The 15,121-nt window shown below is 45.8% G+C and carries 9 protein-coding genes; 1 reads left to right on the forward strand and 8 read right to left on the reverse strand.

Annotation, left to right across the window (positions count from 1 at the left end):
- Positions 1-147 precede the first annotated feature (147 nt).
- The 8 genes from AC0YNV_RS35375 to AC0YNV_RS35410 form a co-directional block, all read right to left on the reverse strand.
- Entirely contained in the window at positions 148-1,770 is a 1,623-nt protein-coding gene (locus AC0YNV_RS35375) for a response regulator transcription factor (protein ID WP_475772236.1), read from the reverse strand.
- 1 nt (position 1,771) lies between these two features.
- A complete protein-coding gene (locus AC0YNV_RS35380) occupies positions 1,772-3,511 on the reverse strand; it encodes a sensor histidine kinase (RefSeq protein ID WP_475772237.1) in 1,740 nt (579 codons plus the stop codon).
- A 90-nt stretch (positions 3,512-3,601) separates the two neighbouring features.
- Entirely contained in the window at positions 3,602-5,263 is a 1,662-nt protein-coding gene (locus AC0YNV_RS35385; RefSeq protein ID WP_475772238.1) for an extracellular solute-binding protein, read from the reverse strand.
- Between the two features lie 778 nt (positions 5,264-6,041).
- Positions 6,042-7,760: a response regulator transcription factor gene (locus AC0YNV_RS35390; protein WP_475772239.1), complete on the reverse strand. Its 1,719-nt coding sequence runs from the start codon at positions 7,758-7,760 to the stop codon at positions 6,042-6,044.
- 2 nt (positions 7,761-7,762) lie between these two features.
- Entirely contained in the window at positions 7,763-9,481 is a 1,719-nt protein-coding gene (locus AC0YNV_RS35395; protein ID WP_475772240.1) for a sensor histidine kinase, read from the reverse strand.
- A gap of 75 nt (positions 9,482-9,556) precedes the next feature.
- Positions 9,557-10,435, reverse strand: a complete 879-nt coding sequence (locus AC0YNV_RS35400) for a carbohydrate ABC transporter permease (protein ID WP_475772241.1) — start codon at positions 10,433-10,435, stop codon at positions 9,557-9,559.
- Positions 10,436-10,446: 11 nt separating this feature from the next.
- Positions 10,447-11,349, reverse strand: a complete 903-nt coding sequence (locus tag AC0YNV_RS35405) for an ABC transporter permease (RefSeq protein ID WP_475772242.1) — start codon at positions 11,347-11,349, stop codon at positions 10,447-10,449.
- Between the two features lie 92 nt (positions 11,350-11,441).
- The gene (locus AC0YNV_RS35410; RefSeq protein ID WP_475772243.1) at positions 11,442-13,157 is read right to left on the reverse strand and encodes an extracellular solute-binding protein; all 1,716 of its coding nucleotides are present in this window, start codon (positions 13,155-13,157) and stop codon (positions 11,442-11,444) included.
- Positions 13,158-13,468: 311 nt separating this feature from the next.
- Between AC0YNV_RS35410 and AC0YNV_RS35415 the strand changes: the two genes are divergently transcribed.
- Complete coding sequence (locus tag AC0YNV_RS35415) at positions 13,469-14,956, forward strand: alpha-N-arabinofuranosidase (RefSeq protein WP_475772244.1); 1,488 nt, start codon at positions 13,469-13,471, stop codon at positions 14,954-14,956.
- Positions 14,957-15,121: the final 165 nt, after the last annotated feature.

Here is a 15,121-nt window from a genome sequence, read left to right on the forward strand (position 1 = left end):
ACCTGCCGATTGCTACATATTACCAGGCAAGTTATAGGTTTTTGAGGTGTAGACATAAATAAAGCCTGTTGTGGCAAATCTGAGGCCAACCAGTAATCGGAACGCAGCTTCGAGCCGGTTGCTGATTGATTAATGACTATCGCTTGCCTACAAAGTATCCCGGTATTCCTGAGGCGTCAGTCCCGTCGCCTTTTTAAAAAAACGGGTAAACGAGTGAGCCGCCTCGTAGCCGACGCGCAATGCCACCTCCCTTACCTTCAAATCCGGGTCCTTTAGAAGCTCCTTCGCTTTTTTTAACCGGCATTTATCAATATACTCGGATAAATTAATCCCACGTTCCTGTTTGAAAAAACGGGATAAGTAGGATGGATTAAAATAATGGATTTCCGCTAGCCGAACCAGCGACAGATCCTCGCTTAAATGTTCCTCAATAAATTGGCATATCCGTTCGACGATCTGGGAGGCCCGGTCCCGTTCATCCTTACGCTTGAATTTAAATATCGCATCCGCGATTTGTTTCAAATAGAGGAAGCCTTCTTTCATGGAGGCATGATCATCCAGACGCATCAGCGTTCCGTGATCTTCAATGTAACTATGCATCCCCAAGCGATTGATATAAGAGAGAAGGACAAGTGCGATGGAATAATACGCTTCAATTGTTCTCTGGACATTGCCGTTTGGATTTAAAGCGGACTTCGACAGCTTCTCCAATTCCTCGAAGTACTCCGCTGCCCTGTCCGCTTCAAGATGCGCTGCCATGATCTCGGCTTTGTGGCTTAACACAAAACCTTCTTTCATAGAGCAGACAGCAAGCGGGTCGGAACGGTCCACCATTATCATGGAAATACCGTCACCGATCTTTAACTGCTGCAGCTGACGAAGCCTCTCGTATTGCTGGTTTACATCTCCCCATTCACAGTTGCTGCCGCTTATGGTAAAGCCGATTATCACGCCCAGCGACGCCAGACACGCTTCTTGAATCAGCTCCAGCGTTCCTTCCAAATAACGGATTAAGTGATTGTTGAACTTCTCCTCGGAGTGCAGCGACGACTGAAGAAACCATACGATGTCTCCGTGCTTATCCACGATTCCAATGCTTCGCGTCTGCTCGGTAAGAAAGGAGTTCCATATGATTCTGGACGAAGCTAGGATTTCGTTTCTCTCGGCATAAGCCGTCCCCGCCGGAAAGGATAAGCGGCCGAGGGCCAGCACAACCGGCGCCTTGGGATCCATGCCAATATTTAATGTGTTGAAGTCTTTAACCAGCGACTCCTGACTCTCCTCATAAACATGGCTCTTCTGCAGAAAATGTCTAAAATACTCACCCTGCGCCATATATTCAAGCGTATCCTTCTGTTCGCGGGACTGCTCTGCTAACTTATTCATTTGAATGCCGTGATTTAATTCATGGATGACCTCTTGCACGGTTTGGGTTACCTTCGCGAACCCTTCCGTCTTCAACAAATACCGGACATTTGGCATTTGAATGGCTTTATAAGCATAGTCGAACTCGCTGTATCCTGTGAGAAAAATATTTCTGCATCTTGGCCAAAAAGTTAGAATTTCTTCGGTTAATTCCATACCGCTCATCCCCGGCATGCGAATATCGGTGAGTACGATATCGATTCGCGTGCGCGACATCCAATTCAACGCTTCCTTGCCGGAATAGGCTTTACAAATATCCAGCGTTTCCGGCATGAGCTGATTAAACACTTCGTATAGACCATCCGTAATAATTTCCTCATCATCGACGATTAAAAGTCTATACATCCTAACTCACCTCCTGCAGCTTGATTCGAATAACAACTTTCAGACCGTTTAACTCGCTTCTGGACAGCGACAAGCCACTGTCATCACCATATGTTAATACAAGACGCCGATGGATATTGATCATGCCCGTCATTTCGCAGGATTCGGCCGTATGATCCAGCCGGACCTTTAGCGCTTCAATTTCGGTATCGCTGATCGTGTCCCCGTTATCCTCTACAATGATCCGAGCCATTCCAGGATCCAGCTCGAACGAAATGCGAAGCTGGCCTTCCTCGGTCATTTTCTCAAGACTATGCTCGTACGAGTTCTCGATAATAGGCTGGATGATCAATCTCGGTACCCGGATATGCTCCATATCCTTCGGCAAATCATCAAATTGCACCCGAATGCGTCTTGAGAACCGGAGCTTCTGAATTTCCGTATACATACGCGAGTGTCTCGTTTCCTCCGACAACAAAACATGGTCCTCGCTATTTCGGGTAATAAACCTGAAATACTCCCCAAGCATGTTGGTAAATTGTTCAATCCGATCCAGATCCCCGGTATTCGCCAGTGAGTTCAGAATGAAGAAGCTGTTATATAGAAAATGCGGGTTAATCTGCGACTGCAGCTGCTTTAACTCCGCCTTCTGCATCATCATTTTCAGTTTGAAATCCTGATCGATCAGGCTTTGCAATTTCATCAGCATATGGTTGAATCTTGTATATAAATAGCCGAATTCGTCTTTCTTACCGTGTTCGATTGGAATGTTCAATGCACCCCCTTCCATCCGTTTAAAGCTCTGGACGAGAGACAACAGCGGTTTATGAATAAACGTATAAGAAGAATAGGAAAAAATAACAACGGCAAACAGAGACGTTATGGCAAATACCCATGCCCACCGGTAAAAAATGCTCAAAGGTCTTTTGACGGTTTCTTCCGGCAAATATGTAGCGACCGAAAGCTCCCGTTTATTAGAATAGGCTTTGTCGATGTGGTAGGTTCGGCCGTCCAGCTTTAATAAAAAGATGCTGCCGCTTGATGCACTCGTTCCTCTCACGTAGTCCCGGATCACGGGGTTTGATGCCTCATTGCTCATTAGCGCAAATCCCGTATTCTCCGAGATCAGAATTGAGCCGCTATCCGGATAAATGTTGATCTGATGCAAAGATTCCCTTAACCTCTCCGTATGCAGCTCGATTTCAATGAGGAATAAAGGCTCCTCCCCCTTTGTCCCACTTTGCTTGGAGGCGCTGAGATAAAGCGTGTTATTCCAATTGATCAGCCGGTTGTCATTTTTTCCGGCACTGGAACGGAAGTAATTGAACCTCTCCTCGTCAAATTTATATACGTCATTTGCAGCCGAGACCGTTTTGTTAATGGAACGGATATGCACGTTGATATCTTTAATATAGGGACTGCTGTTTTGGAACGACGTAAGACGGTGCAGCAGGTAGTTCAGGCCTGATCTTCTTTCCACATTATCCATTAATTCCCAAGTAGCGACAAGCTTGTTCAGCTCGCTGTCCTCCAGGATATCGAACTGCTGAAGCTCCATCCATTCGAGTTCCCGGTCCAAACCCTCTAAATAATAAGTCAACTGCTTAACGGTCGCTCTCGATATATCCTGGCTTGCGTTTTTGTAGCTCCAGTTATACAGATATACCCCAAGCAATATAATGGGGAGCACAACGATGAGATAAGTAAGTACCAATCGGACAAAGATCGTATTACGCAATGATACAGCGGGAAATTTAAACAAGAAAACGCCTCCGTTGCCGCTTTAGTGAATGAATTCAAGAGAGTTATGCCGTTTAGCAGACAAATCCGGAGCATGACCTCCTTGCCTTGATTACTGTCTTTCAGCAAACCATTCGTTTACTTCAGTCGTCATCTTCTCACCGCCCAGCACATGCCATTCTTTGACAAATCGATCGAATTCGTCAATAGATCTGCCAAGTATGATATTCACATAGGTTTCAATTTGCAGATCATATAGAATGGCTTTTTTCTCGATCATCATTTCCGTCGGGGCTCCGACAAAGCTCTCATATAATAACTGATTATTTTTCTCGTATTGGTCAACGATCGCAAAGGCTCCCGAGGGGCCGTATGTTCGCTCCCATCCCCACCCGGATTCCTTGTCCGCACCGCCGGAAAGATATGTATCAATGTTCTTTTGTATGGCTTTAGCTTCGTTTTTTAAGACGGATATATCCCCCGTTCGGCGGGCCTCATCCAGTTGTAGATACGCGTCCAGGTTTTTTCTTGCCGGATAAGGGGTAACGGGGGAAAGCTGCCATATAGGGTACGGCGAGCTGTAGTAGGTTTCATATTCGGCAGTTTTACCCCAATTTTTTTCCAGATGCAAATTAAATAGCTTAACGATCGCTTCGGGATGCTTATAGTCCTTCCTAACCGCAAGGAACTGATTGGTGCTGAACCGGAGCGGTACCTTCGGCGCTTCCCCCGATACGGAAACGATCGGAAAGGCCTGCCACTGGGCGTTCGGATCGTTTTCGCGGCTCGATTGAACGAGAAACGATCCCCATTGCTCCCCATAAAGCATGCCGATCTTCCCGTCAGCTACTTGCTCCTTCGCTTTAATGCCATCCTTAATTCCGAATTCGCTGTCGATTTGGCCGTCCCGATACATGTCCTGCAGGGTTTGCAATGCCGTTTTCACTTCCGGTTTAATGCCTCCGTATACAAGTTTGCCGGAATCGTCCTTGATCCACATATTCGGGAACGCATTATAGCCTGCCATAAAATCTGTTAATCCCATGACGGGATCCAACAAATACTGCGTAATCGCTAGACCGATTGTGTCTTTGGCGCCGTTTTGGTCCGGATCCCCTTCTGTAAACGCTTTCGAAATTTCCAGCAAATCATTCATGGTACGTGGCGGTTTCATGCCGAGTCGATCGAGCCAATCTGTCCGGATCCATATAAACTGAGCCCCCTCAATAGAGGAACCCGTTTCCGGAATGCCCATCAGCTTGCCGTCGATCGTTGCCGCATCGAACGGACCGTTTCCTTCTTGGCTAAGAATCTGTTTGGTTAGCTGAGTGGCGTATTTCTCGTAAACTTCGGATAAATCCTGAATTAATCCCGCGTTGCTGAGCAGTCTGAGCTGCTGCGCATTGACCCTTACCACTTCCGGGATATCGCCCGAAGCAAGCGCGACGCCTAATTTTTGATAATAGAGATCGCCCTTGGCGACCCAATCGTACTTTATTTTGATGCCGAGCACCTGTTCATACAGACGGCTCCACGTGTTGTCCTCCAGCGTTTGTCCCGGCAATACGTTGATTAAATTTTCCAACCCTTCGCCAGTTTCCCTTACGAAGGTAACTTCGATCGGCGGATCATATTTGCTTAGCCCTAATTCATTATATTCAATCACCTGTTCGTTCCCGTCCGGCTTTTGATTATGCGTATTGTCGCTTTGGCTGCATCCCGATATAACTTGAACAGACAATAATGCGGTAAGCATAAGCTTGGACTTATTCATTATTGGTATCCGCAACAGATGTAACCCCATTTCACATGTATTGGTGGCAAGCCAGCGTAATATTATAATTATCCAGATCGAATTCCGGTCATGCAAGATGCATTTTTTTATATCGTTACCCTATCTTTACTAATTTGCGATAGAAACAATTCACACGAGGAATGCTTGGCGGTTAGCGGCTTCTATAGCCGCAGCCCCGTCGGTGAAGGCGCTCTCCTGCGGTACGATCTGCTTAGGCATAGTCATTACTTCCACAATTCCCCTTACGCCTTGCATCATGCCACGAAGAAGAGCCGGTTCAAAATGCGACCCGGCTCTATCATTTCTTATGGCTATGGTTTAAGCACTTAGAGTGCCTATTTCTAAGAATAACGGTATCCCTCCGCTCCTGGTTTACCGTCTTAAAGAAAAACCGCCAACTACCCCACTCGCGTTCATTCTCCATCTCCACTTCGGAAGCAATGTCTTCCGAATACGCCGTCAGCAACATTGCGGAGGAGGTATTCCAGGAGCATCGAATTAAGGCATGGCGTCACCGAACAAAGCTATTTGGACTATTTCATCAAGAGCAGCGATCCCGAAATGCTTTCCCACGTCGATACGGACGCGGTCAAATTGCAAAGTCACGTGCAAATGTATTTGAAGGTCTCAGTGTCAATTTTCCTGTGCACTATTGGTTCCTTCCCGCAAGGAGCAGCGGAAGCCTATCATCCCTAACAACACATCTATAAATGGCTTCAGGCTTCAGCCGCAAGGAAGAAGCTCCCTGCTTTTCCCCTTATGGAATCTTTAAAATATGCTTTTCCCTGTAATCCTGCGGGGAATAACCGGTTGCTTTTTTAAAAAAACGAGTAAATGAAGTAGCCGTTTCGTATCCCACCTGCCGGGCAATATCACTGATTCGTATTTTTTCACTTTTGAGCAATTCCTTTGCTCTTACTAAACGAATGGATTCAATAAATTCCGTCAGATTACTGCCGGTTTCCTGTTTATAGATGCGCGACAAATACGAAGGATTCAGATACACTTGTTCTGATAATCGCACCAATGACAAATCCTCATCCAAATGGTTCATAATAAACTCTTTTATAAAGTCGATCGTATTATCCGCCCGCTTCTTTTGCTCTTTTGTTTGCATATCAAAAAGAACGACCGACAACTCCTTCAAGTACACTGCCGCTTCGTTCCAGGTATCAAAAAAATCCGTCCGCATCAGTTGCAACTGACCACAGTTAAGGAACAGCTTTTCATTTAGTCCCCATCTGTTAATATATGACATCATATACAGGGATACCGTGTAGTAAGCCTCCTGCGCCAGGGCGTTGCTTTTAGAACGAATACCCGTTAAGGGGACAAGCAACTGCTCTATCGCTTCAAAATACTTCTCCCTCTGTCCTGAATCCAGATACTGCTCGATAACAGAAAGATTTTTTGACTTGAGCTCTGTTACCAGCTTCGCTTCTTCAGCGGATTCTTCCTCATTGACTATGATCAAGCCGACCTCATTGCGAATCGTGTTGCTAATCTCACTATCAACTAGTAGGATGGTGCTTTCCATACCTATTCGGTAGTTGAGCAAATGGTAAAGCGAATGATATTGATTGGAGATCGAGTTCCACCAGCACGCTTCACTGCCGACTGTAAAGCTGATTGAAATCCCGATGTTCTCCTGACAAGCCGACTGTATGATTTCCAAAGAGCCTTTAAGGTAGGACACCGTTTTCATGTAAGTTTGCTCAATTAGGTCCGATTTTGCCTCGAAGATACTCGTTAACGATTCTTTAGGTTGTGCTAATATAACAATCCGATGATTCTCGTCTAAAACCATCACAATATTCACATGAGTGGCAAGATATCTTCGAATAACCTGACGAACCGAATACATAAGCTGCATCTGTTGCATATAGTCGCTGTCCTCAGGTAATTTATCAATCTTTCCCGTCACCAAGGTGACCGGCCATTGCGCATTCATCGGAATCGACAGCTGTTCAAACTGCCCCTTGGTAACTTGTACGTTGGGATTGCCCCTTAAAATGCACAAAATATAATCTTCTTGAAATAAATCCAGCGCCATATGGATTTGCTCTTTTGCATTACGAATTAAATCTTCCGTCTTGATTTCCATACGAATCTTCAAAATGGTCTCTTCTATGACCTGAATAACTTTTTCGATATCTTCGGCTTTAAGTATAAAGCTTACGTCCCGATGCTGAATCGCTTTATACACATATTCGAATTCGCTGTGACCGGTCAATAATACAACCTTGCACTGGGGCCAGCTTTTAAAAATTTCCTCCATGAGCTGCAACCCATTTATGTCTGGCATATCGATATCTGTAAGCACGATATCGATTCTTGTTCGATTGAGCCACTCAATGGCTTCCTCCCCGCTGTAGGCCTTATACACATCAAGATCCAAATGATCAAGGCCGCGAAAGATCTCATACAAATGATTCACGATAATTTCTTCATTATCTACGATTAGAAGCCTGTACATGCTCAACCTCTCACCTCTGGATTAAGTCGCAAAGATACCTTTAAACCGCCCATTGCGCTTCGCTCTAAATATAATCCGTTATCGGCGCCGTAAATCAATTTGATTCGTCTATGAATATTGATTAGCCCTGACGTTTCAATAATCGAATCATCGTAAAAGAGCTTTTGTAAGGCATTCAATTTTTGATCCGATAAATCCGCTCCATTATCTTCAACCATTATCCGCACGGAAGCCTCTTCCAGACGAAAGCTTAACAGAATGATTCCTTTTCCTTTCGTTTTTTCCACGGCATACTTAAAAGCGTTTTCAACGATTGGCTGAAGGATTAATCTAGGGACCTGTACGTCCCTGACCGCTTCGGGACATTCTTCAAACTTGATGGAAAGTCTGCTGGGGTAACGCATCATCAAAATTTCCGAGTAAGTCCGGGCATGTTCAACCTCTTCATAAAGTGGCAAATCATCTGAAGCATTTCGTGTAATAAATTGAAAATATTCGCCCAAAAGTTTGGTAAACGGGATTAAATTATCATCCTTAAGCTTTGCCATCGAATGAATCAAAAACAAGCTGTTATATAAAAAGTGCGGGCTGATCTGTGTCTGCAATTGTTTTAACTCAGCCTTCTGATTGAGAATCTTCTGCTTGTATACCTGGTCGATCAAGGCAGATACATTCTGGACCATGGAATTAAATCCTTGGTACAAGAAGCCGAATTCGTTTTTGTTGTTTATGTTGATAGATACGTTAAAGTCGCCGCTTTCCACACGACGAAATGATCCCACAAGCTTTCTCATAGGCTTATGGATCAAATTAAAGGTGTAGATGGAATAGAGAATAATCATCAACACGCCAACGCCGGTGAAAATCCATAACCAGATATAAAAACTTTGTACGGGTACAAATATTAATTCTTGCGGGATATAACGCAGCAGCAGCATATTAAGATAATCCGACCGAAGGGAAACGACATAAATTTTCTGACCGTGAATGGCGGCATAACCGTTGTTAACGCTTACAAAACGGTGATAATTTTCTACCAGTCCTTCCAAAATCTCGGTATCGTCCTTTTCTTTTCCGGTTATCACCACATCGTGCGTTAGGTCCACTAAAAAAGAGCCGTTATCGTCATAGGTATAAAATTGCTCTAACGACTCTTGCAACGCAGTCGTGTTGATTTCAACTTCAATCATGTACGACTGAGACAAACCGGCGTTTCCATCGTGAAGGGTAGTTAAATAAAGTTTGTTCTCGTATTGTACCAGTTGCGCTCCCTTTTCTCCCTCCGGCACCCGGATCCGCTCGAATTTTTCCATGTCGATGGGGCTCACCGAGCTGACGGAGGATATCGTTTTTTGAATCGGGAGGATATGCGCGCTTACGCTGGCAATATAAGAGCTGCTATTATGGATGGTTACCAGCCGTTGTTGCAGTTTTCTCATGCTTTCCATTATTTCATGCTCGTTCATAATCGGATAACGAACGGTAAGCTTCGCAAGATACTCGTCATTGAGCGTATCGTATTGCAAAATTTTAATGCGTTCGATTTCCTCTTCCAGACTTTTCAGATAAAACGATACCTGAGCGGCAGAGGAGTTCACAATTTCATTTTTAACGGTACGCAGGCTCCAATTGTACATGTAGATTCCAAGCAAGGAAATCAGTATGATCGCCAACAGAAATGTCGCGATCAACCTTGCAAAAATACTATCTCTGATCTGCACCTCCCCCTTACATACGCAGCCAATAAATTTTATGGATATAATACCATAGAACGAATTTAATTCGTAGCCGGGAAACTATCCTTTTACGCTCCCCAGCACGATCCCTTTCACAAAAAAACGCTGTAAGAAAGGATAAGCGCAAAGGATGGGCAGTGCCCCAAGAAAAATTTGAGCCGCTCGCAATGTTTTATCCGATATGGTCGCCATAAGTTTGGCTTCCTCCGCCGTTATCGTACTAAAAGAACGCTGAGCCACAATGGTCTGAATATAGCTTTGGACAGGATAATTGCTGGGATCGTTCATATAGATTAATCCATCAAACCAGCTGTTCCAATGCGAGACCAGCGAGAACAATAGAATGGTCGCCAATGCCGGCAAAGATACCGGTACATAAATCCGCCACAGCGTTGTCCAATGACCGGCCCCGTCCATAAAGGCAGACTCGCTTAATTCCTTTGGCACAACGCGGAAGAAATTGAGCAGCAAGATTACGCTAAACACAGGAACCGCGGTAGGCAGAACAAGCGCCCATACACTGTCAATCAACCCAAGCTGGCGAACAACCATATAGGTCGGTATCAACCCCGCGCTAAAGATCATGGTGATGAAAAAGCTCCATGAATAGAAGCTCCGAATCCGGAATTCAGCGGTTTCTTTGGACAGCGGATAGGCTATCATGATCGTAAGGAACAGATTAATCGTTCCCCCATAAGCAATTCGTTGAAATGACACGAGCATGGATTGCCAGAAGGCTCCCCGTTGCGCGACGAACTCATAAGAGCTTAAAGTGAATTCCTTGGGCCATAAAGTTACCGCCCCCGTTGCCGCCACAGCGCTGGAGCTTAGAGAAACAGCCAGGATGTGAATGATCGGGATCAAGCACAGCGCGGAGACGAGCACCAAAAAGCAATGATTAATAATCGCAAACCAGTCGATTTTCTTTTGCACGAGCACAAAAATCCCCCCTAAAAAATCCTATAGTCTGCAAATTTATAAGCGAAGAAATAGGAGATGGACACGAGTATTAGCGCTATGACCGATTTAAATAATCCGACGGCGGTTGCTACGCCGAATTGAGCGTCCAACATGCCAATGCGGTACACGAAGGTATCAATAATATCCCCGCTTTCGTACACCATTGGGCTGTACAAATTGAAAATCTGATCAAAGCCGGCATTGAGCAGGTTGCCAAGATTGAGAACCATAAGAAGAACAATGACCATCTGCATACCCGGCAGGGTTACATGCAGCGTCTGCTTCCAGCGGTTAGCTCCGTCGATCTGTGCCGCTTCATATAAACTCGGGTTAATGCCTGTAATTGCGGCAAGATAAACGATCGTTCCATATCCGAATTCCTTCCATGTATCCGTCAGGATCATCGTTATCGGGAACCATCGGTTATCCCCAAGGAAAAAGATTGGTTCAAAGCCAAACGCCTGAATGACTCGATTCACCAGGCCGTCGGTGGGCGACAGAAGATCGATAAAAATGCCGCCTAATACGACCCAGGATAAAAAGTGAGGCAAATAAACGGCTGTCTGAACGCCTCTTTTCAACCCTAGCCTTTTGACTTCGTTTAGAAGAACGGCAATTGCAATTGGGACAAGAAGACCCAAAGTGATTTTCATTACCGCAATGTAAAGGGTATTCCACATGATGTTTTGGAAATTGGGTAAGCTCATCACATACTGAAAATTGCTCAGCCCAACCCATTGCTGGTCGCCAAACAAGCCTTTGGCCGGGTAAAACTTCTGGAACGCTATGATGATGCCCGCCATGGGAAGATAACTGAAGATGAGCAAAAACAGGAACCCCGGCAATATCATCAAATGCAGCGGAACTTCCCTTATCAACCTTCTTTTTTGCATACGATTCACCCTGTTTCAATAAAATAATACTCGCATAGAAGAGAAAGGATACTAGCAGAAACTCCAGTATTCTTTCCCTTTTTTCAGATTATTCAGCTGACGGAATCATACCATTCATTGACTTCCTTGGTTATATCGGCACCGCCAAGCCTATTCCAATCCTTAACGAACTTGTCGAACTCATCAATGGAAGCGGCGCCCATAATGATTTTCACGAATATCTCGATTTCCAGCGCTGTCAGTGCGGACTCTTTGTCCGCCATTGTTGGGGTAGGCGGTCCTGCGAAAGCTTCGAGCATGAACAGATCGTTATCGACATAATTCACACCGTGTCGAAACACGCCTTCCACTCCGTAAATTTTAGGCCATCCCCACTGAGAGGTATCTCCATTTTCAAACGCGACAATATTCTTGTGTATGGACATCGCTTCGCCGGTCAATTGATCCAACGTACTATTGGCTCGTGCCTCCTGGATCTTCCTAAACGCGTTCAGGTTTTTAAAAGGAGGGAACGGCTGAACCGGCGAATACTTCCATACGCCTACGCTGTCATTGGCGGCTGGCATATAGTAATAGTCAAAATCTCCGGATTCTCCCCAGTTTAGTTCAACATGAAGATTGAACATTTTGATCAGCGCTTCCGGATTGGAGAAGCCCTTCCTGACAACCCAGAACTCGGAAGCTCCGAATACCTGAGGCGAAAGAGCCGGTTCTCCGTCGACCGAAACCAGCGAGTAACCTACCCAGTTTGCGTTGGGATCGTTCTGATAGCTGCTGATAAGCGGATACATGGGGTTCCATTGCGCGCCGTATTGCATACCGATCTTACCCGATGTGACCGTTTCCGCTACCTTTCCGCCATCCTTTACACCAAATTCCTTATCGATCTGCCCAACTTTATACATATTAGACAGTACTTGAAGCGCTTCCTTTACTTCGGGAAGGGTACTGCCCCATACCAAATTGCCTGCTCCGTCATCTATCCACATATTGGGATAAGCATGGTACCCTGAGAAGAAGCCTTCCAACCCCATGGCACCGCTGTAAAGATCCTTTGTTAACGCAAGACCATAGGTATCCTTATTATTGTTTTTATCCGGATCCTGAGTTGTGAATGCCTCACTGATCGCAAGGACATCAGCCATCGTTTTAGGCTCCGACAGACCCAGATTATCCAGCCAGTCCTTACGGATCCATAGGAATACGCCGTCACCGTAAACCTCGGCTGGGCCTAAGCCCATCATTTTACCGTCAATTTTTGCAGCATCGAGGGCTGCGGGACCCTGAACCGCATACAACTCCTTCAGAAAATCAGAAGCATAGGCATCCCAATATGGTGTCAAATCCTCGATCATATCAGCATCGGCCAATTGCTTCATCTGTGCAGCCGTAACGCGGAGCATGTCGGGAATTTCACCTGAAGCCAGCGTCACGTTGATTTTTTGGGTATAGGGATCTCCAATCTTCACGGTCCAGTCGTATTTTACGTCAATCCCCAATTTTTCTGAGAACGCTTTCAGCCAGCGGTTGTCATCAACCGTCTCTCCTGGAGTTTTGGGAATGATATTATCCTGCAAATCATCATCCACATCACGTGCGAAGTGAATGGTAAGCGGTGTATCATACTTGCCCAATGGATTATTGTCTCCGGAGACTGCTTCGCCGGATTCATTGCCCGAGCCGTCCGCCGGCGTTTGGCTTGGCTGTTGATCGCTTGGTGAATCGGACGTACATGCTGATAAAGCGCTTACGATCATTAGCAAACAAACGAACATAACCATTCCTTTTGTGTACATTCTACTTTTCACACTCATAACCCCCCTCTAAAATTGTAAAGCATTATGCTTCTCAACTGTAACCCGAATTCTTAGATTAATCTATCTTCCGGTTATGACATAACTAACATCTCTTTACTTCATTCTCGCGCCCCGCCTAACCGTTTTTTACTCGCTTTTCATCTTTTTACAACCTTGCGGATGAACGGCATTTTGTGTTGAAACCGATCGTTTGAAAGCGCTATAATAAATAACCGCAAGCAAAATGATACGCCGATAAGAGGTTCGATTGCATCCGCATAACCGGAACATCCATCATCATACACGGACTGGAGAGGATATTTGTGGCGTTATTGATCATTAATTCGGGACGAAAGTATTCTAAAATTAACAAAAACATTTTCGGGCACTTCTCGGAGCATTTAGGGATCGGGATTTATAACGGTCTTTATGTAGGTGAAAACAGTCCAATCGCCAATATACGCGGAATACGAACCGACGTCGTGAACGCGCTGCGGCATATTGAGGTTCCGGTATTAAGATGGCCTGGCGGATGCTTTGCCGAATACTACAACTGGAAAGACGGCGTCGGACCTGTTCGCAAGCGTATCGTCAACGCGGGCTGGGGCGGCGTGGTGGAGGATAACACGTTTGGAACCCATGAATTTCTGGATCTTTGCGAGCAGATCGGGTGTTCCGCCTATATCGCAGCGAACGTTGGCTCCGGCACCCCACGGGAAGCAAGCGAATGGGTTGAATACATGACTTTCAGCGGTGAATCCCCGATGGCGGACTGGAGGCGTCAAAATGGCCGCGAGGAGCCCTGGAACATAGAGTTTTTGGGAATCGGGAACGAAAACTGGGCCTGCGGCGGGCATATGCGGCCGGAATATTATGCGGATGTATACAAGCGCTTCGAAACATTCATCCGCAACTATGACAGCAATAAGATTTTCAGGGTTGCCTGCGGCGCCGACGGTGCCGACTATAAATGGACGGAAACCTTGATGCGCCTTGCAGGTAATAGGATGAATGGTCTCTCGCTGCATTATTACACCATGCCGGGGTATTATGACACTGAAGAATACGCGTGGGAACGTAAGGGACCGGCCGTGGGGTTTGACAAGGCCAGCTATTACCGAACGCTCCGTCGCGCCCTGTATGTCGATGAACTGATTCGCAGACATAAGTATGTGATGGATCAGTACGACCCCGAACGCAAAGTGTCGATTATTATGGACGAGTGGGGAACATGGCATCAGGCCGAGCCGGGTACCAATCCCGCATTTCTTTTCCAGCAAAACACCATGCGCGACGCCATTGCTGCCGCGGTATCATTGAACATTTTCAACGCCCACAGCGACCGGTTGCATATGGCCAATCTTGCACAGATGATAAATGTGCTCCAATCGGTTATTCTAACCGAAGGAGAAGAGATGCTCCTTACTCCCACCTATCACGTATTTGATCTGTTTAAGGGGCATCAGAATTCCACATTGATCGAAAGCTACATACAGCAGGACCTTACGGGGACAGAAGAAGCTTCCGTGCCCGCGCTTCACGTCAGTGCCTCCGAGAGAGCTGATGGCAGAATTCATGCAACGGTTGTAAACCTGTCGGCAGACGAGCCTCGACTGGTGCAGGTAATTCTTGAGGGAAAGGCGTTCTCTTCCGCCTCTATCCGCCTGATCAGCGGCGATATGAACAGCCATAACCGATTCGGGCAGCCTGCTCAAGTCGAAATTAATACGATGCCGGATATGAATGTGAAGGACAATTGCTTTTCGATTAAACTGCCCGCCTGTTGCGTAGCAGAAATCATGGTAGAGTAGCCTCCGGGCAATCGATCAAATGAAAGAAATGACGGTGCAAGGATAAATTCCAGCACCGCCATTTCTTTTATTTTTGCCGATTTTTCACTAATCGAGCATTCTCGTCAAGTGTAATATACCTACTTTTGAGACTGCCCTTTTGCCTGTTAAAATTCGGATATTTGT

Source organism: Paenibacillus sp. JT31N11 (assembly GCF_056269285.1).

Coding starts and splice junctions, on each gene's coding strand:
- AC0YNV_RS35385 (WP_475772238.1), bottom strand. CDS start 5,263: ATGAATAAGTCCAAGCTTATGCTTACCGCATTATTGTCTGTTCAAGTT.
- AC0YNV_RS35390 (WP_475772239.1), bottom strand. CDS start 7,760: ATGTACAGGCTTCTAATCGTAGATAATGAAGAAATTATCGTGAATCAT.
- AC0YNV_RS35375 (WP_475772236.1), bottom strand. CDS start 1,770: ATGTATAGACTTTTAATCGTCGATGATGAGGAAATTATTACGGATGGT.
- AC0YNV_RS35405 (WP_475772242.1), bottom strand. CDS start 11,349: ATGCAAAAAAGAAGGTTGATAAGGGAAGTTCCGCTGCATTTGATGATA.